Raw genomic sequence first — 21,937 nt, 5'->3', positions numbered from 1 at the left:
CGGCACCCTCCACACCCACGGCACCGACCTCGACCTGACCGCCCTCCACCCCACCGGCCACCACCTCCCCGACCTCCCCACCTACCCCTTCCAACGGCAGACGTACTGGAACAGGGCGAGCACCGCAGGCGCTGACCCCGAGTCCATCGGGCTGGCGAGCGCCGTGCACCCACTGCTCGGCGCGGCCGTCACCGTAGCGGGGTCGGATACGGCGATGTTCACGGGGCGCTTGTCGGTGCAGGCCCAGCCGTGGCTGGCAGATCATGTGGTGGGCGGCGTGATCCTTTTCCCGGGCACCGGGTTCGTCGAACTCGCGATCGCCGCCGCCGAGGAGAGCGGGTGCGGCCGGCTCGACGAACTGGTCCTCGAAGCACCCCTGGTGATCCCCGAACACGGCGGAGTCGCGTTCCAGGTCCTTGTAGGAGCGCCCGACGCGTCGGGGAGCCGCGAGGTCAGTGTGCACTCACGCGGTGGCGGACGCGGTACGGAACGCGGTGGTGAATCCGGTCGTCCGTGGGTCCGCCATGCCATCGGTACGGCCGGTACCGTACGCGCCACCACATCCGCCCCGGTCCGGGAGGCCCTCGCCTTCCCCGGCCCCGAGTGGCCGCCGCATGACGCCTCCCCGGTCGATCTCACCGGCCGCTACGACGATCTCGCGGCCGACGGGCTGGCGTACGGAACCGCCTTCCAAGGGCTGGCCGCGGCCTGGCGGCACGGGGCAGAGGTGTTCGCCGAAGTGGCCCTGCCCGGTGGCGAGGTGACGGAGGAGGGGTTCCGTCTCCACCCCGCCCTGCTCGACGCATGCCTGCAAGCCATCGCGCTCGGTACCGGCGAACCCGGCGCGCTCCGGCTTCCGTTCGCCTGGACGGGAGTAACGGTCCTCACCCAAGCCACGGCTCGGCTGAGGGTACGGATATCCCCGGCAGCCGACGGCGGAGTCTCCCTGGCGATCAGCGATGACACCGGGAGGCCCGTCGCCTCGGTGGCATCCCTGGTACTCCGCGACATCGACCCGGCCGAGCTGGCCGCCGCCCGCGGCGCCGGGCAGGACGCTCTGTTCGAACTCGCCTGGACGCCCCTGCCGACCGCCACGGCGGCGACGGCACCCGTGGTGTGGGAGCACTGGGACCGGCTCGGCGCGGACGCCGCCGTACCCGGGACCGTCGTGCTGGCGACCGAGCCGGGCAGCGGCGGTGACGCCGTGCGCCGGGAGGTCCACCGCGTCCTCGGCGTACTCCAGAGCTGGCTGGCGGACGACCGCTACGCGCACTCCACACTGGTCGTCGTCACCCGAAGGGCGGTTGCCGCCGGCCCGCTCACCGATCTGGCCGGGGCCGCGGTGTGGGGGCTGGTGCGCTCCGCGCAGTCGGAGAACCCGGGGCGCGTGGTACTGGCCGACCTCGATGGGCTCGACGAACTACCGGTCGCGCTGGCCGCCGGGGAGCTCCAGGTCGCCGTCCGCGACGGCCAGGCCCTGGGCGCTCGCCTGGCCAGGCCCTCCGTACCCGCCGACGTACCCGCCGACCGGCCACCGGCCTTCGACCCCGAGGGAACGGTCCTGCTCACCGGCGCCACCGGCATGCTCGGCAAGCTGGTGTCCCGGCATCTGGTCACCGCACACGGCGTCCGGCGCCTGCTCCTTCTCGGCAGGCGCGGCCCTGCGGCCGACGGCAGCGCCGAGCTGGTCGCCGAACTGGCCGGGCTGGGTGCCCACGCCGAGGTCGTGGCGTGCGACGTCGCCGACCGGGCGGCTCTCGCCGATGTCCTGGCGGCGGTCCCCCCGGAGCACCCCCTGAACGGGGTGGTGCATGCGGCCGGTGTGCTGGACGACGGAGTGATCGGTTCGCTGACACCCGAGCGGGTCGACACCGTACTCCGCCCCAAGGTCGACGCCGCGCTCAACCTGCACGAACTGACCGAGTCGGCGAAGCTCTCGGCATTCGTGCTGTTCTCCTCGTCCGCAGGAGTCTTCGGCAACCCCGGACAGGGCAGCTATGCCGCGGCCAACGCCTTCCTCGACGCGCTCGCCGCCCACCGGCACCTCCTCGGTCTCCCCGCGCACTCCCTGGCCTGGGGGCTCTGGGACAGCACGGACGGCATGGCGGCGGAACTGGCGGACGGCGACCGGCGCCGGATGACCGGGACCGGTGTGCGACCGCTGTCGGAGGCGGACGGACTGGCACTCTTCTCCACCGCCATCGGCACCGACGCACCGGCCGTCGTACCGATCCGGCTCGACCTGAGATCCCTGGCGAGCCGCCCCGACCTGCCACCGCTGTTCGGGGCCCTCGTACGGCCCCCGGCCGGCGGTACGGACACGGCGGACGCGCTGCTCGGCCGCCTGGCGGGCCTGACGGCCGAGCAGCGCACGGCCGAGCTGCTCGAAGCCGTGAGGGCGTACGCCGCCGGGATCCTCGGGCACTCCGGCCCGAAGGACATCGAGCCGGCGCGCCCGTTCCAGGAGCTGGGCTTCGACTCACTGAGCGCGGTGGAGTTCCGCAACGTACTCAACACCGCCACCGGGCTGCGCCTGCCGCCCACTCTCGTCTTCGACTATCCGAACGCCGCCGCGCTGGCCGCCGAACTCGCCTCCCGGCTCGCCCCAGCCGACGGCACCGGCACCGGAGACGACGACGCCGAGACCCGTACGGAGCGGCAGATCCGCGACGTACTGCACGCCATACCGCTGGGACGGCTGCGTGACGCGGGCCTCCTGGAACGCCTCCTGGAACTCGGCGGAGCCGCTCCGGCGGCGCTCGGCGCCGCGGGCGACCCCGCTGTCCGTGCCGAGGGGGCGATCGACGACATGGACACCGACGCCCTGATCACCATGGCCCTGGGCGGTCGCGACGAATTCGATTCGACGGGAACGAGTGGAGACCAACGATGACGACCGGCTCCGACAACAGGCTCGTCGCCGCGTTGCGCAGCTCACTCAAAGAGACCGAGTTCCTGCGCGCGCAGAACGCGAAGCTCACCGCGGCCGCCTCCGAGCCGATCGCGATCATCGGTATGGCCTGCCGCTACCCGGGTGGGGTGACGACCCCGGACGACCTGTGGCGGCTGGTCGCCGACGAGGTCGACGCGATCTCCGGCTTCCCGGACAACCGGGGCTGGGACATCGACCGGTTGTACGACCCGGCCGGCGAGCGACCGCAGACGACATACGTCCGTCAGGGCGGCTTCCTGCACCGGGCCGACCGTTTCGACCCGGCCTTCTTCGGCATCAGCCCCAATGAGGCGCTGCTGATGGATCCGCAGCAACGGCTGCTGCTGGAGTGCTCCTGGGAGGCGGTCGAACGAGCGGGTATCGACCCGGTCTCGCTGCGGGGCAGCGCGACCGGCGTCTACGCCGGGGTGATGTACCACGACTACCCCGCCAACGCGAACACCGGAGCCGTTGCCTCCGGACGGATCTCGTACACCCTGGGCCTCGAAGGCCCCACGGTCACGGTGGACACCGCCTGCTCGTCGTCCCTCGTCGCCCTGCACTCCGCGAGCCAGGCCCTACGGGCGGGGGAGTGCTCCCTGGCCCTCGTCGGGGGCGTGGCCGTCATGGCAACCCCCGAGGCATTCGTGGAGTTCAGCCGCCAGAAGGGGCTTTCGCCCGACGGCCGATGCCGCTCGTACGCGGCCGCCGCCGACGGCGCCGCGTGGGCCGAGGGCGCGGGGGTGCTGTTGGTGGAGCGGTTGTCGGATGCCCGGAGGAACGGGCATCCGGTGTTGGCGGTGGTACGCGGTTCGGCGGTGAACTCCGACGGTGCGAGCAATGGCCTGTTCGCGCCGAACGGGCCTTCGCAGCAGCGGGTGATCAGGGCGGCGTTGGGGTCGGCTGGTTTGTCGGCGGGTGAGGTGGATGTGGTGGAGGGGCATGGGACGGGGACGGTGCTGGGGGATCCGATAGAGGCTCAGGCGCTGCTGGCCACGTATGGGCAGGGTCGGGGCGAGGGCGGGCCTTTGTGGTTGGGGTCGGTGAAGTCGAATCTGGGGCATACGCAGGCGGCTGCGGGTGTGGCCGGGATGATGAAGATGGTGCTGGCGATGCGGCACGGGGTGCTGCCGCGGACCTTGCATGTGGACGAGCCGTCCGGGCAGGTCGACTGGTCGTCCGGTGGGGTGGAGCTGCTGACCGAGGCGCGCGATTGGGTCCGGGGTGATGGGCGTCCGCGTCGTGCGGGGGTGTCGTCGTTCGGGATCAGCGGGACGAACGCGCATGTGATCGTCGAGGAGCCGCCTGTTGGGGAGGTGGCAGGCCCGGATGATGTCGGTCCGGTGGCTTGGGTGCTGTCGGGGAAGACACCTGAGGCTCTTGGAGCGCAGGTCGAGCGGTTGCGGTCCTTTGTGGCGGCCGGTGAGGGGATCCGGGCGGTGGATGTGGCCCGGTCGCTGGCGGGGCGGGCGCGGTTCGAGCACCGGGCCGTGGTGGTCGGGGCCGATCGTGAGGAGTTGCTGAGGGGGCTGGCGGGGGCGGAGGCGACGGTTGCTACGGGGGGCAAGGTCGCGTTTCTGTTTACGGGGCAGGGTGCGCAGCGGTTGGGGATGGGGAGGGGGCTGGCGGGGCGTTTCCCGGTGTTTGCGGAGGCGTTCGATGAGGTGGCTTCGGTGCTGGATGGGTATCTGGAGCGGCCGTTGCGGGAGGTGGTGTGGGGTGAGGATGCCGCCTTGCTGGAGGGGACGGGTTGGGCGCAGCCGGGGATTTTTGCTTTCGAGGTGGCGTTGTTCCGGCTGCTGGAGTCGGCGGGTCTGAAGCCGGACTCTGTTGCCGGGCATTCGATCGGTGAGCTGGCGGCCGCGCATATCGCGGGCGTACTGGCCCTGGATGATGCGGCGCGGCTGGTGGCGGCGCGTGCCCGGTTGATGCAGGCGCTGCCTGCGGGTGGGGCGATGGCCTCGGTCCGCGCGAGCGAATCGGTGGTTCGTGATGCGCTGGTCGAGGGTGTGGAGGTCGCGGCGGTCAATGGTCCGGCCTCGGTGGTGATCTCCGGTACCGAAGAGGCCGTAGCGGCGACCACCCGGCGGTTGAAGGGGCACAAGGTGACCCGTCTCCGGGTCAGCCACGCCTTCCACTCCCCGCTGATGGAACCGATGCTGGCGGAGTTCGCCGAAGTCGCGTCGGGCCTCTCCTACGCCCCGCCTCGGATTCCCTTCGTCTCCACTCTGACCGGTCTTCCGGTCGCCGAGGAGCTGACCGACCCGGCCTACTGGGTGCGCCAGGTCCGTGAGCCGGTCCGTTTCGCCGACGCGGTCTCCACCCTCACCACCCAGGGCGCCACCCGCTTCCTCGAAATCGGTCCCGACACCGTCCTGGCACCCGCCGCCGAGGCCTCCCTCCCCACCGGCACCCTCACCCTTGCCTCCCAGCGCCGCGACCGTGACGAATCCCGCACCCTCCTTACTGCCCTCGGCACCCTCCACACTCACGGCACCGACCTCGACCTCACCGCCCTCCACCCCACCGGCCACCACCTCCCCGACCTCCCCACCTACCCCTTCCAGCGACAGCGCTACTGGCTGGAAGTGGCCGACTACCTCGCCGAGTCCTGGCTCGGCGGAAGCCTGGGGAGCGACCCCGCGAGTCTCGGCGTCACCGCTCTCGACCATCCGTTGCTCGGCGCTGCCGTCACCGTCCCCGGCAGCGGCGCGATGGTGCTCACCGGGCGGATGTCCGTACAGGACCAGCCGTGGCTGGCCGACCACGACGTGCTCGGAAACGTGCTCCTGCCGGGCACCGGCTTCGTCGAGCTGGTGTTGCGCGCGGCCCGGGAGTGCGACTGCGACCGGATCGAGGAGCTGACACTCGTCGGCCCGCTGGTCCTGCCGGACGAAGGCGGCCTGTTCGTACGGGTGCTGGTGGGAGGACCGGACGAAGCCGGCCGCCGCACGGTGGCGGTGTACTCAGCAGCCGGGGACCGGCCCGAGGACCGGCCCGGGGACACCTGGACCCTGCACGCCGAGGGGCTGCTGACCTCCGGCGCGCCTCCCACGTCCGACGCCTTCGCGGCCTGGCCCCCACGCGGCGCGACCGTATGCCCGACGGAAGACGCCTACACGCGCCTGCTCACCCGCGGATACGCCTACGGGCCGGTCTTCCAGGGCCTTCGTACCGTCTGGGAACGAGGGGACGAGCTCTTCGCCGAAGTCGTACTGCCCGAGGAGTCGCATGCCGACGCCCGGCGTTGCACGGTGCACCCCGCTCTTCTGGACGCGGCGCTGCACGCCTCGCTGCTGACAGACCCCAAAGATCCGGATGCCCCGGACAGCTCCGGGAACGGCACCACCCTGCTCCCGTTCTCCTGGAGCGGCGTCGGCCGGCATGCCGCGGCCGCCGGTGCCACGGCGCTCCGTGTCCGCATCCGGCCCGCCGGGCCCGGCAGCGTGACCCTCGACATCGGGGACGAGGGAGGACGCCCGGTGCTGTCCGTGGCCTCGCTGGTGTCCCGCGCGGTGTCCGCACGGCAACTCGACGGCGTTGGAGGTACCGGGAACGCGACCCTCTACCGGGTGCGCTGGCAGCCCGCCGCACTCGCGGCGCCACCGGGCCGCTCCCGATGGGCCGTCGTTGGGCCGCCGGATCCCGTACAGCCCGATTCCGTACGGCCCGATTCCGTACGGCCGGATCCCCTGCGGCCGCACCCAGGACCGTCCGGCCTCGGGCTGCGCGACTTCGGGTCACCGGCTTTCCCCGGCCTCGCCGAACTCGTCGAAGCGGTCGAGGCGGGGGATACTGCGATGCCAGATGTCGTTCTGCTGCCGCTGGACGAGTACACCGGCGATGTCCCCACGGCCGTACGGGCCGCCACCACCGCCACTCTCCGGGCGCTCCAAATCTGGCTGGCCGACGAGCGCTTCGCCACCTCCCGCCTGGTGGTTCTGACCCGCGGGGCCGTCACCGCGCGCGGCGACGAGCGCATCGATCTCGCGACCGCGCCCGTCCGGGGCCTGGTCCGGGCGGCGCAGGCGGAGAATCCCGGCCGCTTCGTACTGGCCGATCTCGACGGCACGGCCGAGTCCCGGGCCGCCCTGCCGACCGCCCTGACGGCCGCGCTGGAGAGCGGTGAAGACGAAATCGCCCTGCGGGAGGGCGCGTTGCTCGTGCCCAGGCTCGCCGCCACGGATCCCGCGCCCCGGACGGAAGCCGTCGACGGTACGGTCCTCATCACCGGCGGCACGGGCGGACTCGGCGCACTGGTCGCCCGCCATCTGGTGACGGCCCACGGCGTGGGCAGGCTCGTACTGACCGGCCGGCGCGGTGCCGCGGCCCCTGGCGCGGCCGAGCTGACGGCCGAGCTGACCGGGCTCGGCGCCTGGGTCACCGTCGCCGCCTGCGACGTGGCCGACCGTGACGCTCTCGCGGCGGTCCTGGCCAAGATCCCCGCCGAACACCCGCTCACCGCCGTAGTGCACGCCGCCGGAACCGTCGACAACGGTCTGGTCACCGCCCTCGACGCGGACCGCATCGAGAACGTGCTGCGCCCGAAGGTCGACGGGGCCTGGAATCTGCACGAACTCACCCGCGATCTGCCACTGGCTGCCTTCGTCCTGTTCTCCTCCGCGGGCGGTCTGGTGCTCGCGGCCGGGCAGGGCGGCTACGCCGCCGCCAACGTGTTCCTCGACGCCCTCGCCGAACACCGCACCGCCGCCGGGCTGCCCGCCACCTCACTCGCCTACGGGCTGTGGGGCATCGACACCGGATTCGGCGCCGCCCTCACCGCAGGCGACTTCACCCGCATGGCCGACCAGGGCTTTCCCGCCCTGACGGCAGTGGAGGGCCTGGCTGCGTTCGACTCGGCACTTCCCGGTCCGGCCACTCTCGTTCCCCTCAGGATCAGCGCCGCGGGCGTCCGGGCCCAGGGCGACGTACCCACTCTGCTGCGCGGTCTCGTCCGAGTCCCGCGCACACCACGGGACACGGCCGCCTCGTCCTCCGCCTGGGCGGACCGCTACCGGGGCCTCACAGGCGAAGAGCGCCGGGATGGTCTGCTGGACCTCGTGCGTACGGAAGTCGCAGCCGTACTCGGCCATGCCTCGGGCTCTGCCGTCGAACCGGACCGTGCCTTCTCCGAACTCGGCTTCGACTCGCTGACCGCCGTCGAGCTGCGGAACCGGCTCACCACCATCACCGGCCTGCGACTGCCCGCCACCCTGGTTTTCGACCACCCCACGGCGTACGCGGTCGCGGAACACCTCGGGGTCACCCTCGACGAGACGTCCGGCACTGCTGCGACCGGCGCGCCCGCCGTCCGCGCCACGGCCCGTCGCACGGCCGACGAACCGATCGCCGTGGTGGGCATGGGCTGCCGGTTCCCCGGCGGGATCGGCTCCCCCGAGGAGCTGTGGCGCCTGCTCGCGGCCGGAGAGGAAGCCGTCGTGCCGCTCCCCGGCGACCGGGGCTGGGACGACGACCTGTACGACCCCGAACCGGGCAAACCCGGTAAGTGCTACGCACGGGGCGGAGGCTTCCTGAGCGAGGCCGGGGCCTTCGACGCCGCATTCTTCGGCATCGGCCCGAACGAGGCGCTGGCGATGGACCCGCAGCAGCGGCTGCTGCTGGAAACGTCCTGGGAAGCGGTCGAACGGGCGGGCATCGACGCCACCACCCTCCGGGGGACCGACACCGGCGTCTTCGCGGGCGTCATGTACCACGACTACGGCTACGGCAGCTCCAGCGGCGGCAGCGCCGTCGCGGGCCGGGTGTCGTACGCACTCGGGCTGGAAGGCCCCGCCGTCGCCGTCGACACGGCGTGCTCCTCCTCGCTGGTGGCCCTGCACTCGGCCGTTCAGGCGCTGCGCTCCGGCGAGTGTTCACTGGCCCTGGCGGGCGGCGTGGCGGTGATGGCCTCACCGGAGATCCTGGTCGAGTTCAGCCGTCAGCGCGGTCTGTCCCCCGACGGCCGGTGCCGCTCGTACGCCGCGGGCGCCGACGGGACGGGCTGGGCCGAGGGAGCCGGGATGCTGCTGGTGGAGCGGCTGTCGGATGCGGTCCGGCTGGGGCATCCGGTGCTGGCGGTGGTACGCGGCTCGGCGGTGAACCAGGACGGCGCTTCGAACGGCTTCTTCGCGCCGAACGGTCCTTCGCAGCAGCGGGTGATCCGGGCGGCGTTGGTGTCGGCGGGGTTGGGTGCGGGTGAGGTGGATGTGGTGGAGGGGCATGGGACGGGGACGGTGCTGGGGGACCCGATAGAAGCTCAGGCGCTGTTGGCTACATATGGGCAGGGGCGAGGTGGCGGGGAGCCTTTGTGGTTGGGGTCGGTGAAGTCGAATCTGGGGCATACGCAGGCGGCTGCGGGTGTCGCGGGGATGATGAAGATGGTGCTGGCGATGCGGCATGGAGTGCTGCCGCGCACGTTGCATGTGGACGAGCCGTCCGGGCAGGTCGACTGGTCGTCCGGTGGGGTGGAGCTGCTGACCGAGGCGCGGGAGTGGGTCCGGGGTGATGGGCGTCCGCGTCGGGCGGGGGTGTCGTCCTTCGGGCTCACGGGGACGAACGCGCATGTGATCGTGGAGGAGCCCCCGGCCGTGGAGACGGCTCCTTCGGCTGACGCCGTACCGGTGGCGTGGGTGCTGTCGGGGAAGACGCCCGAAGCGGTGAGGACACAAGCCGAGCGGTTGCGGTCCTTTGTGGCGGCTGGTGAGGTGCTGCGGGCGGTGGATGTGGCCCGGTCGCTGGCGGGGCGGGCGCGGTTCGAGCACCGGGCGGTGGTGGTCGGGGCGGATCGTGAGGAGTTGTTGAGTGGTCTGGCGGCTGTTGGTGCGGCGGCGGCTGAGCCGGGGAAGGTCGCGTTTCTGTTTACGGGGCAGGGTGCGCAGCGGTTGGGGATGGGGAGGGGGCTGGCGGAGCGTTTCCCGGTGTTCGCGGAGGCGTTCGACGAGGTGGTGGCGGCGCTGGATGCGCATCTGGAGCGGCCGTTGCGGCAGGTGGTGTGGGGTGAGGATGCTGGATTGCTGGAGGAGACGGGTTGGGCGCAGCCGGGGATCTTTGCTTTCGAGGTGGCGCTGTTCCGCCTCCTGGAGTCGGCCGGTCTGAAGCCGGACTCTGTTGCGGGGCATTCGATCGGTGAGCTGGCGGCCGCGCACATCGCGGGCGTACTGGCCCTGAATGACGCGGCCCGCCTGGTGGCCGCCCGTGCCTGCCTGATGCAGGCGCTCCCCGCGGGTGGGGCGATGGCCTCGGTCCGCGCGAGCGAAGCAACCGTACGCGACGCCCTGGTCGAGGGGGTGGAGGTGGCGGCGGTCAACGGCCCGGCTTCGGTGGTCATTTCCGGCACCGAGGAGGCCGTAGCGGCGACCACAGAGCGGTTGAAGGGCCATAAGGTGACCCGGCTCCGGGTCAGCCACGCCTTCCACTCGCCCCTGATGGAACCCATGCTCGCCGACTTCGCCGAGGTCGCCTCCACCCTCTCCTACGGCGCTCCCCGGATCCCCTTCGTGTCCACGCTCACCGGTCTGCCAGTCACCGATGAGCTGACCGACCCGGTCTACTGGGTACGCCAGGTCCGTGAGCCGGTCCGTTTTGCCGACGCGATAACGGCCCTCACCGCCCAGGGCATCACCCGTTTCCTTGAGGTCGGCCCGGATACCGTTCTCGCCCCCGCCGCCGAGGACTCCCTCCCCACCGGCACCCTCACTCTCTCCTCCCAGCGGCGGGACCGTGACGAAGCCCGCACCCTCCTCACCGCCCTCGGCACCCTCCACACCCACGGCACCGACCTCGACCTCACCGCCCTCCACCCCACCGGCCACCACCTCCCCGACCTCCCCACCTACCCCTTCCAACACGACCACTACTGGCAGCCCGAGCGCGCGGCCGGTGCCGGTCCGGCGGCGTTGGGGCTGGCTCCTGCCGAACATCCGTTGCTCGGTGCCGCCGTCCCTCTGGCCGACTCCGATGCCTTGGTGTTCACGGGCCGTCTGTCGCCGCAGACGCACCCCTGGCTGGCCGATCACGCCATCGGCGGTTCGGTCCTCTTCCCCGGTACGGGCTTTGTCGAACTGGCGATCGCGGCGGGCGGACAGGCCGGGTGCGAGTACCTCGAAGAGCTGGTGCTCGGAGCGCCGCTGACCCTGCCCGAGCAGGGCGGTGCGGCCATCCAGGTGGTGGTCGGCGCCCCGGACGAGAGCGGCAGCCGGACCGTTTCCGTCCACTCCCGTGCCGACGACACCCAGCCGTGGGTCCGGCACGCGGACGGAGTCCTCGGCACGGCGATGCCGCCGGAGCTTTCCGGCCCGGTCGCCCTGACGGAGTGGCCGCCGCCCGGCGCCGTGGCCGTGCCCGTCACCGGCGTATACGAGACCATGCTGTCGCGCGGCTACGGTTACGGGCCGGTGTTCCAGGGGCTGAGGGCCGCCTGGCAGCGTGGTGACGACCTGTTTGCCGAGATCGCCCTGCCGGAGCACGCCCAGAGCGATGCCGTCCGGTACGCACTGCACCCCGCCCTCCTGGACGCCTCGCTGCATGCGCTGGGCCTGGCCGACGGCGACGAGGACGCGGACGAGGACGGGGCCACCGTGCTGCCGTTCTCATGGAGCGGTGTAGCCGTGCACGCCCATGGGGCGCGCGGCCTGCGGGTCGGGATCACCTCCGGCGGTGACCGGACCGTCGCGCTCACACTCGCCGACCTCTCCGGCGGACCGGTGGCCACGGTGGGCGCACTGGCTCTGCGGGAGATCACCCCGGGGCAACTGGCCCTGCTGCGGCAGAGCGGCGACGTACTGCACCGTATCGAGTGGGTGCCGCTCGCCGTCGCCCCGCCGGTGGACTCCGGAAGCCACTGGGCGACGGCCGGCCACGGCACTCCGTACCCGGACCTCCCCTCCTTGAGCGCGGCGCTCGAAGCGGAGGGCGCCCCCGTACCCGGCGTGGTGCTCTGGCGGCCCGCGCCCGGGCGGGGCACCGTACCGGCGGATGTCCGCGCGGCACTCGCCGAAGCGCTCGCCGCGGTGCAGTACTGGCTTGCCGACGACCGGTTCGCCGCGTCGACGCTGACCGTCGTGACCAGCGGGGCCCTGAGCGACGGCGGCGCGGACACCGCGCTGCGACAGGCACCCGTCCGGGGACTGGTGCGGGCGGCGCAGGCCGAGAACCCGGGACGGTTCGTCCTTGCCGACATCACGGAAACCGGCCTTGCGGAAACCGGCCTTGCGGCCGACACCACCGCTGCCACCGACACCAACCCCGCGGCCGCCTCCACCGCCCCGGCCGACCCCGTCCCCCTCCTCGCCGCCGCCTCCGCGACCGGCGAACCCGAGCTGATGATCAGGGACGGGAAGCTCCTCGTACCCCGGCTGATCCGCGAACACCACACCCCCGGGGCCGCTCCGGTACCGCTCGACCCCGCCGGGACCGTCCTGGTCACCGGTGGCACCGGCGGCCTCGGCGCCCTGGTGGCCCGGCATCTGGTCACCCGCCACGGCATCCGGCGGCTCGTCCTCACCAGCCGCGGCGGGCCGGACGCCCCGGGGGCCGCCCCGCTCCACGCCGAACTCACCGCGCTCGGGGCCGAGGTGCGGATCGTCGCCTGTGACGCCGGGGACCGCGATGCTCTGGCCGCGGTGCTGGCCGGGGTCGATCCGGCCGCACCGCTGACGGCCGTCGTCCATGCTGCGGGCGCCGTCGACGACCGTGTGGTGGGATCGCTGACGCCGCGGCGCATGGAGACGACCCTCCGCCCGAAGGTCGACGGGGCCTGGAATCTGCACGAGCTCACCCGCGATCTGCCGCTGGCTGCCTTCGTCCTGTTCTCCTCCGCGGGTGGTCTGGTGCTCGCGGCCGGGCAGGGCGGCTACGCCGCGGCCAATGTGTTCCTCGACGCCCTCGCCGAACACCGCACCGCCGCCGGACTGCCCGCCACCTCACTCGCCTACGGGCTGTGGGGCATCGAGGCGGGCCTCGGCCGGTGGCTCACCGAGGCCGACCGCGGGCGCCTCGCCCGGCAGGGCTTCCCCGTGCTCACCGCCGGGGAAGGGCTGGCCGCTTTCGACGCCGCCCTGGTGACCGACCGGGCCACCCTCGTACCCCTCAGAGTGGAGACCGGCCGTCTGCGGTCACGGGCCGGGGACCTCCCCGCGCTCCTGCGGGACCTGGTGCCCCCGGCCCTGGCGCGCGCCACGGCCGGTGCCGCGGACGCCGGGGGCCTGGCACGCCGTCTCGCGGGCCTGACGGACGCCGAGCAGGAGCGGGAGCTGACCGAGCTGGTGCGGGCCCATGCCGCCGCGGTACTGGGGCACCAGAGCCCGGGCGCCGTCGACCCCGAACGGGACTTCCTGGAGCTGGGATTCGATTCCCTCGCCGCTGTCGAGCTGCGCAACCGGCTGACGGCCGCGACCGGTCTGCGGCTCTCCCCGATGGCCGTATTCGACAACAAGAACCCCACCGCCCTCGCGCGCTACCTGCGCGCCGATCTGACCCTGCCGCCCACCGTGCCCCCGTCCGCCGGGGAAGGGCCGGACACCCTGGCCGAGCTGTTCCGGGCCGCCGTCCTCTCCGACCAGGTCATCAAGGGCTTCGATCTGCTCAGGGCCGTCTCCGAACTACGTCCCCGGTTCACCTCCGCCGCCGGATTCGGCCCGCCGCCCGACGGTGTACGGCTGGCCGACGGACCGCGGGAGCCCGTACTCATCGGCATCAGCACCCCGATGGCGACCGGCGGTCCCCATCAGCACGCGCGGCTCGCCGCCGTATTCCGCGGGCAGCGCCCGATGATCACCCTGCCCAATCCGGGCTTCACGGCGGGGGAGCCGCTGCCCGACTCCACGGACGCGGTGGTCGACGTGCTCGCGGAAGGAGTGCTGCGGGCCGCCGCGGGCCGGCCGTTCGTCCTGATCGGCTACTCGTCCGGCGGCACGCTCGCCCATGCCACGGCCGGGCGCCTGGAGAGGTCCGGCGGACCGCGCCCGGCGGGCGTCGTCCTGATGGACACCTACCGGGTCGACCTGGCGGACCGGGACCAGGGCCGGCTGATGGAACAGCTCACCATCGGACTGGTCCGGAACGACACGGCGTACGGCATGTTCCACAGCAGCGCCCTGTCCGCGATGAACCGCTACTTCGACCTCGTACCGAAGTTCTCGCTGGAACCGCTGGCCGCGCCCGTGCTGTTCGTCGGCGCCACCGAATCCTTCGTACCGGCCGGCGCCACCCCCACCCCCGTCCCCGCCGACGGAGACGGCACCACTTCCGCCGACGGCGACGAGTGGCGGGCGAAGCCCTGGGATCCCCGGCACGACTACGCCCCCGTACGGGCCACCCATTTCTCGCTCATCGAGGACCGGGCCGCGGAGGCCGGTGCCCTCGTCGAGGAGTGGATTTCCCGCCGGGCCGGTAGGGGGGACTAGGGGTACTTGCCGGGCCCGGCCCTCCATATCGTCATGAGTGAAAATCGGGTGATCGAACAAATGGGAGCTGGAATGAGCGCTGACGGCAGCTGGGAATTCACGATCGACAGCCCCATCGGGAAGCAGACCCTGTGGGTGGACATGAAGTCGTCCGAGGGGAAGCTGGTCGGTACCTGCCGGGCGAACGGTCAGGTCATCGACCCGGACATCATCGACGGCAAGATCGATGGTGATCTGCTGTCCTTCAAGGTGAAGTCGCACAAGCCGGTCCCGCTGAAGATGACACTGACCCTGACGCGCAACGGCGACACCATGACCGGGAAAGCGAAGCCGGGCATGTTCGGTACGTTCCCGGTCACCGGCAAGCGGGTCTAGTGATCCGCCCCACTGCCAGAGGCACGGCGCCGTTCGGTGCGTACAGGACCTGGTACCGGGTCACCGGCGAACTGTCGCCGCACCGGACGGCGCTCGTGGTGGCGCACGGCGGGCCGGGCAGCACCCACGACTATCTGGTGAGCCTTGCGGGCCTGTCCGAACTGGGCGTTCCCGTGGTGCACTACGACCAGATCGGCAACGGCGGTTCGACGCGGCTCCCGGACGCGCCCCAGGAGTTCTGGACCGTCGAACTGTTCCTCGCCGAGCTGGACAATCTCGTGCGCCATCTGGGCATCGACGGCAACTATCTGCTGTTCGGGCACTCCTGGGGCGGTCTGCTCGCCGCCAAGCACGCCGCCGCCGCCCCTCCGGGCCTCCGCGGACTGGTCGTCGCCGACGCCCCGGCGTCCTATCCGCTCTGGCTGGAGCAGATGGCCGTGCTGCGGGCCCGGCTGCCGGCCGGGGTCAACGAGACCCTGCTGCGCCACGAGGCCGCCGGAACGACCGACAGCGACGAATACCACGCGGCCTCCCGGGTGTTCTACGACCGGCATATGTGTCGGCTCGACCCCTGGCCCGGCGAATACCGGGCGTCGTTTTTCGAGATGTACAACGACCCGACCGTCTACTTCACCATGAACGGCCCCAGCGAATTCCATGTGATCGGCCCCCTGCGCGACTGGGGGGTGACGGACTGCCTGTCCGGAATCGCCGTACCGGCACTGGTGATTTCCGGCCGTCACGACGAGGCCACCCCGGAGGCCGTGCGGCCCTATGCGGAGCTGATTCCGGATGTCCGCTGGGAGATTTTCGAGAATTCCAGTCATGTACCGCACCTGGAGGAACCGGAGCGGTTCCGCGACGTCCTGACCGAATATCTGAAGGCCGTGGCCCTCGGCTGACGGTCCGGCAGCAGAAGGACGGCAATCAATGCCCGACGACCGGTTCGCCCACCGCATTCCCGCGGATACGTTTCCCGCCGATACGCTCGATGTCTTCGCACTGGCCCCGGCGGCCCGTACCCCGGACAAACCGGCCGTGGTGGAGCGCGGCGCCTCGGGGGCCGTCGTCTCCGTGTCCTACCGTGAACTGGCAGCGCGCGTCGGGGAGTACGCCAAAGGGCTGACCGCGGCCGGGGTACGGACCGGCGACCGTGTGGTGATCGAGTCCCACACCTCGGCGGCGGCCGTCGCGGTCCTCCTCGCCTGCGCGCGGGTGGGAGCGGCGTTCGTCCCGGTGGACCCGGACATACCGGCCCTGCGGCTGGCCGCGGTCATCGGGGCGACGGAGCCCGTGCTCCTGCTGCACCCCGCCGACGGCCCCGCCCGTACGCCCCGTGACGACGTACCGTGCGGCGCGTTCGACGCGGACGGCGGGATCACCACCGACCGGATACCACCGGCCCGGCCGTCGCGACGGCACCGCGTGGTGGGCGGCGACCCGGCGTACATCATCTTCACCTCGGGCAGCACCGGCCGCCCCAAGGGCGTCGTGATGAGCCACCACGCGGCACTGGCCTTCTACCGCGGCACCCAGCGCTTCGGTGCGGTGTCCCCGGCCGACCGGGTGGCCAGCACCTCGCCGCTCGCCTTCGACGTGGCGCTGTTCGACATCTGCACGACCCTCGGCTCGGGCGCCACCCTGATCGCCGTGCCCCGCGGCTTCCTCGGCTTCCCGCGCCGGCTGCTCGGCTTCCTCCGGGACGCGGAGGCCACCGTCGTACACGGCGTCCCCTCGCTGTGGCGGCCGCTGCTGCGGCACGAACCCGACGGGGTCGCCGCCCTCGGCGCCCGGCTGCGCGGCATCCTGTTCGCCGGGGAGAACTTCCCCCTCGCCGAACTGCGGCGGCTCCGCGAACTGCTGCCGCACCTGCGGATCGTCAACGCCTTCGGCGCCACCGAGACCGTCGCGTGCTCGTTCGCCGAGGTGCCGGACCCGCTGCCCGCGGACGCGGAGGCGCTGTCCATCGGGAACGGCTATCCGGGCGCCGAGATCCTGCTCCTCGACGAACGGGGCCAACCCGTCGACGAGCCGGGGGCCGCCGGAGAGATGTACATCCGCTGCCCGTCCCTGTTCTCCGGGTACTGGGACGACCCGGAGGCGACCCGGAGCGCCCTGGTTCCCGACCCGCTCGAACCGCGCTCCGGACAGCGCGTCTACCGTTCCGGCGATCTCGCCTACCGCGGCCCCTCCGGTGAGCTGTACTTCTGCGGCCGCGCCGACTCCATGGTGAAGATCCGCGGCAACCGGATCGAACCCGGTGAGATCGAACGCCGGCTGGCCGAGCACCCCGGGGTGACGGAAGCGGTGGTGCTGGCGCTCACCCCGCCGGGCGACGGGGAGGCGTCCCTTGCGGCGTTCGTCGCGGCGGGGGCCGGGGTGACCCCCGGTGAGCTGGCCGAACTCTGCCGGTGCTCGATGCCCGCGTACATGATCCCCAAGCGGTTCCTGCTCCTGCCCGAGCTGCCCCGGAACGCCAACGGCAAGGCCGACCGCACCGCGCTCGCCGCACTCGCGGCGGCCGGGGCGCCCGGAACGGGGCCGCGATAGCACTCGGACCGGTGGGGTGTACTGGTGGTACACCCCATCAGTGTGTACTGTTGTTCTGGTGAATCCACCACTTCCACGCTTCGACCGTCTGACGGCGGAACGGCAGGCCGAGATCCTGGCCGTCGCGCGCGGGCACTTCGCGGAGCACGGGCCGCAGAACGCCTCGTACAACAAGATCATCGAAGCCGCGGGCATCTCGAAGTCCGCCGCCTACCACTACTTCGACGGCCGGGACGACCTGCTCTCGGCCGTCCTGGACGATGTGCTGGCCCGGCTCATCGGCGCCCTCGGCCCCTGGGAGCCCGTCCCGGACGCCGCCGCCTTCTGGGCCCGGCTGGAGACCGGTACGGAGACCCTCACCGCACACCTCCTCGGGCACGCCGACGACCTGGCCCTCGCCGAGGCCGCCGTCGCCCATCACGGAGGCGCGGCCTGGCGGAGCTGGTTCGTGGCGCTCGTCGCCGACGGACAGCGCCTCGGCCTCATCCGTACCGACCTGGACCAGGATCTGCTGGTCCAGGCGACCGTCGCGGTCATCGGGGCCGCCGACGTCTGGGCGCTCACCGCCCTGGCCGAAGGCCGGCAGCCCGACGGCCGGCAGGTCTGGGCGCTGCTCAGCGGGATGTGGGGACCGGAAGGAGCCGACCGTGCGTACTGATCTCACCGTGGACTGGGAGATACCGCAGACGCCCGACGGACCGGGCGGCAAACTGGAGCGGTTCATGGGACCGGGCAAGTCCCGCTCCGAATCCGCCGTCGAACTGGTCGGCGGCGCCCTGCTGGCCGGGCTGCTCGCCGCCGGTCTCTGGTCCTCCGACGCCTCGGCCGTCCGGGAGTCCTGGTCCACCGCCCAGTTCGTGGTCGTGGCGCTCGCCGGACTCGACCTCATCGGCGGAATCCTCACCAACGCGACGAACGCCGCCAAGCGCTGGTACCACCGGCAGGCCGCGACCGCCCGCCGCACCCGGCTCGTCTTCGTCAGCGCGCATCTGCTGCACATCGCCGTCCTGGGCACCGTCGTCCTGGAGGGCGACACGGCCTGGATGATCGGCAACGCCGGACTGCTCCTCGCCGCTGCCGTGGGCGTGGAGTTCGCGCCCGTCCACCTCAAGCGGCCGGTGGCGGTGGGACTCTGGACGGCGGCCGTGCTGATCAACCTCTTCTGGCTGACGGTTCCCCTGGCGCTGGCCTGGTTCGCCCCGCTCTTCTTCCTCAAGCTGCTGGTCTGCCACCTGGTCCCCGAGGCGCCGATGAGGCGGAGCGATGGCTGAACACGACACGACACCGGTACTGAACGACACGGCCACCGAGCCGGAGTGCCGGACCGTGCTGAGCGCCGCCTTCGCCCGGGAGCCTGCGACCCGGTGGATCTGCGGCGACTCCCAGCAGGTCAGGGACCGGTGGTTCGCCGCCACCCTGACCGCCCACGCCACCCTGCCCGGCGCGCGCCGGGTGACGCTCGGCCATGGCTCCGAGACCTGCGCCGCGGCGGTCCTCACCCCGCCGGGCGGTGTGCCGTCCGCCGGGGCGCGCGCCGCCTGGCTGGCCCGTACCGCGCTGGGCTGCGGACCGCGGGCGCTGGGCCGGACCCTGCGGTATCTGCAGGCCGCGGAGAAGGCGGCGCCCGCCGGGGCCTGGACGCTGGAGTTCGTCGGTGTGCTGCCCGCGCTCCAGGGACGGGGGGCGGGCCGCCGTCTCCTGGACCACGTCCTGGCCGGACTGCCCGCGCCCGGCGGGGTCTTCCTCACCACCGCGGACCCGGAGAACGAGGTGCTCTACCGGCGGTTCGGCTTCACCACCCTGCGGCACATCCCCGTCGGCCCGATCACCACCGCGGCCATGTGGCGCCCGGCCCCCGGGGAGAACGGCACGGTCCCGGAGGGCAACGGGGCGGACACACCGTAGTCCCGGTCCGCCACTGTCCGGCGGGGCCCCGGGCTCTCCGCACTCTCCGGATACACGGGGCCGGGAGTGCGCACCGCATCCGTATGGTGCCAGAATGGCGCCATACGGATGCCCGTTGATCATGTGCGGGGGGCGGCCGTCAGAGCGCACCGAGAAGGGACAGCCATGCCTGTTTTCGATACTCCCGGGCCGATCACCGTCACGATCGACATGGGAGCCGGCGATGTGCAGGTCATCGCCGAGGAGCGGACCGACACCGTCGTCGAGATCCGGCCCACCGACGACACCGACGCGTCGGACGTGAAGGCGGCCGAGCAGACGAGTGTCGAATTCGCCGACGGGACACTGGTGATCCGGACTCCGAAGTCCAGGAAGCTCGACTTCTCCCGGAAGACCCGCTCGGTGGACGTGTCGATCGTGCTGCCCGGCGGCTCGCATGTGCGCGGCGAAGCGGAGATGGCGGACCTGCGCTCCTCCGGCCCCCTCGGGGAGTGCTCCTTCAAGACCTCCGTCGGGCAGCTCCAGGTCGACAGCGGCGGTCCGGTGCGCCTGAAGACGGGCGGCGGCCGGATCACCGTCGGCCGGGCGGTCGGCGAGGCCGAGATCGGTACCGGCACCGGGCGGATCCGGATCGACGAGATCGACGGTACGGCGGTGGTCAGGAACTCCAACGGCAGTACGGATATCCGCAAGGTCACCGGTGAGGCCAGGATCCGCAGTGCCAACGGGGACATCTCCGTGGACCGGGCGTGGGGCCCGGTGACGGAGGCGGAGACCGCGAACGGCAGTATCCGGATCGGCGAGGTGGTCCGCGGTCAGGTCGTCCTGAAGACCTCCGCCGGCGACCTGGAGATCGGCATCGGCGGGGGAAGCCCGGCCAGGCTGGACCTGTCCACGGGGTTCGGCCGGGTCCACAGCACGCTGGAGAGCGTGGCGGAGTCCGCGGGGACCGGGGAATCCGCGGAGAAGTCCGTCGAGGTACGGGCGCGGACCGCGTTCGGGGACATCAGCGTCGACCGCGCCTGAGGCGCGGCCCGCGGGGTCCGGCCGCCGGACGGGTCGGTCAGCGCACCCAGCCGTTGAACTGCTGGCGGCCGCGCGGAGTCCGCTTGCCGCTCTGGGCCAGTGCCGCCGCCGACGCCCGGATCATCCAGGCGTTGACCGAGATGCCCTGCCGGGTCGCGGCCTCTTCGATCTGGTCCTTCATCGCCTGGGGCGGACGGAAGTTGATCCGTGCGGTGGCGCCGCTCGCGGCGCCACCGGCGGTCCAGTCGGCCGCGGCGTCACCGGGCTCGTCCGCGGTCTCCTCGGCCGGACCCTCACCGGACGGCGGCGGGGTCACCACGAAACTGGGCTCCATACCCCTCAGCCGCAGGTCCACCGAGCCCGGAGCCAGCTCCCGGGTGATCTCGTCGGCCGCGTCCGACAGAACCTTGAACAGGGTGAGCCGGACCGCGGCCTCCAGCGGGGCGACCAGCCGCTCGGCCACGGCACGGGTCTCGGCATCACCTGCCGCGGAGGCTGTGACCAGCTCGTCGCGCAGAGCCTCGACATACTCCCTCAGTTCCATGAGAACCATGATGGCACACCGGTTGCGCCGTGCGGCGCCTGCTCGGCCGACCCGGCGCACACCCCTTTTGTCCAGGTAGCGGCGGGGAGGCCGCGGGTGGAGAGGCGCCGGGCCCGGACCCCGGGGGACGGGACCCGGCCATGCTGGCGCGCCCTGGCGCCATGGGTCCGGGGGCCGTGCGGTCACCACCTCGCCCGGCCCGCTCTCATGGCCGGTGACGACCGTCCCGGCCACCTGGACGCCGCCGCCTCGCCCGGGCTCCCCTCTCACACCGGACCGGTACGGTCCGCGGCCTCCCGGGCGAACTCCTCCGTGAGCAGCTCCGCCAGCGTCGCCAGGTGCCGGGACCGCTGGTCCCGGCGCCGGACCAGGGCCATTTGGGACGTCGTATCGAACCCCTCGATCCGGATGTACCGCACATCGTCGCGGGTGGAGCGCTCGGTCAGCGGGCGGCAGACCAGCATGCCGTGGTCGCCCGCGGCGACCAGCGCCAGACCCTCCTGGACGGTGGTGACCCCCGTGGTCGAACGGATCGGCGCGCCGCCCGGGGTGGCGGGCGGTACCCGGGCCGCCCGCCAGTAGCCGGGGGCGTCCCCTTGCGGGTGCAGGACGTCCAGCGAGGCGAGCTGCTCGATATGCACCGACCCCGCCCGCGCCAGCGGGTGCCGGGCGGCCACGGCCAGCAACTGCTCCTCCGGGGGGAACCGGAAGACCGCCGTCAGCGCCGGTTCGCCGACCGGCAGCTCCACCAGGGCGGCATCCACCCGTCCGTCGAGTACGGCGGTGAACGGCGACCCGAACGGGATCTCGGTCAGCACCAGACTCACCTCGTGCTGCTCACGGAGCCGGCGGAAGGCCTCGATCACCTCCTCGTGGATGCTGCCGTGGAAACCGATCCGCAACCGGCTCAGAGTGCCGCTGCGGGCCCGCTCCCGGGCCTGGGCGACCACCGCGTCGAGTGCTTCGTACGCCGGGCGCACCTCCTCCGTGAACTGAGCCCCGAAGCGGCTGAGGGCCACCTTCCGGCTGGTGCGGTCGACGAGCCGGACCCCGATCCGGCGCTCCAGCCCGGCGATCAGCTGGCTGACCCGGCTCTGCGAACACCCCAGCCGCTCCGCCGTCCGCCCGAAGTGCAGCTCCTCGGCCAGCACCAGCAGACAGGCGATCTCCTGGACCTGCACCTGGTTCATCGTTCCCCTCCCG

11 protein-coding genes are annotated in these 21,937 nt (G+C 72.4%); 9 read left to right on the top strand and 2 right to left on the bottom strand.

Translation table 11 applies throughout. The features are described from left to right. From ACWDR0_RS18080 to ACWDR0_RS18040, 9 genes are all read left to right on the top strand, one after another. A partial coding sequence (locus ACWDR0_RS18080; protein ID WP_456352672.1) for a type I polyketide synthase occupies positions 1–2,893 on the top strand: 2,893 nt, incomplete at its 5' end. 32 nt (positions 2,894–2,925) lie between these two features. After that, complete coding sequence (locus ACWDR0_RS18075) at positions 2,926–14,334, top strand: type I polyketide synthase (protein WP_456352673.1); 11,409 nt, start codon at positions 2,926–2,928, stop codon at positions 14,332–14,334. A 72-nt stretch (positions 14,335–14,406) separates the two neighbouring features. Further along, positions 14,407–14,709: a hypothetical protein gene (locus tag ACWDR0_RS18070; protein ID WP_456352671.1), complete on the top strand. Its 303-nt coding sequence runs from the start codon at positions 14,407–14,409 to the stop codon at positions 14,707–14,709. Then, complete coding sequence (locus tag ACWDR0_RS18065; protein WP_456352670.1) at positions 14,709–15,611, top strand: proline iminopeptidase-family hydrolase; 903 nt, start codon at positions 14,709–14,711, stop codon at positions 15,609–15,611. Before ACWDR0_RS18070 ends, ACWDR0_RS18065 begins: the two co-directional genes overlap by 1 nt. A 28-nt stretch (positions 15,612–15,639) precedes the next feature. Beyond that, positions 15,640–17,259, top strand: a complete 1,620-nt coding sequence (locus ACWDR0_RS18060) for an amino acid adenylation domain-containing protein (RefSeq protein ID WP_456352669.1) — start codon at positions 15,640–15,642, stop codon at positions 17,257–17,259. A 58-nt stretch (positions 17,260–17,317) separates the two neighbouring features. Further along, positions 17,318–17,917 carry a TetR/AcrR family transcriptional regulator gene (locus tag ACWDR0_RS18055; RefSeq protein ID WP_456352668.1) on the top strand — a complete coding sequence of 200 codons (600 nt, stop codon included), beginning with the start codon at positions 17,318–17,320 and terminating at the stop codon, positions 17,915–17,917. After that, the gene (locus ACWDR0_RS18050; protein WP_456352667.1) at positions 17,907–18,530 is read left to right on the top strand and encodes a hypothetical protein; all 624 of its coding nucleotides are present in this window, start codon (positions 17,907–17,909) and stop codon (positions 18,528–18,530) included. Before ACWDR0_RS18055 ends, ACWDR0_RS18050 begins: the two co-directional genes overlap by 11 nt. Continuing rightward, a complete protein-coding gene (locus ACWDR0_RS18045; protein ID WP_456352666.1) occupies positions 18,523–19,164 on the top strand; it encodes a GNAT family N-acetyltransferase in 642 nt (213 codons plus the stop codon). Before ACWDR0_RS18050 ends, ACWDR0_RS18045 begins: the two co-directional genes overlap by 8 nt. A 165-nt stretch (positions 19,165–19,329) precedes the next feature. Then, on the top strand, positions 19,330–20,190 hold the full coding sequence (locus ACWDR0_RS18040; protein WP_456352665.1) for a DUF4097 family beta strand repeat-containing protein: 861 nt from the start codon (positions 19,330–19,332) through the stop codon (positions 20,188–20,190). A gap of 37 nt (positions 20,191–20,227) precedes the next feature. Here the strand turns inward: ACWDR0_RS18040 and ACWDR0_RS18035 are convergent, their stop codons facing one another. Continuing rightward, complete coding sequence (locus ACWDR0_RS18035; protein ID WP_456352664.1) at positions 20,228–20,734, bottom strand: hypothetical protein; 507 nt, start codon at positions 20,732–20,734, stop codon at positions 20,228–20,230. A 266-nt stretch (positions 20,735–21,000) separates the two neighbouring features. Then, positions 21,001–21,924 carry a LysR family transcriptional regulator gene (locus ACWDR0_RS18030; RefSeq protein ID WP_456352663.1) on the bottom strand — a complete coding sequence of 308 codons (924 nt, stop codon included), beginning with the start codon at positions 21,922–21,924 and terminating at the stop codon, positions 21,001–21,003. Positions 21,925–21,937 lie beyond the last annotated feature (13 nt).

This window comes from Streptomyces sp. NPDC003691 (genome assembly GCF_053981115.1).
This window is presented reverse-complemented; position numbering and strand designations above follow the sequence as displayed.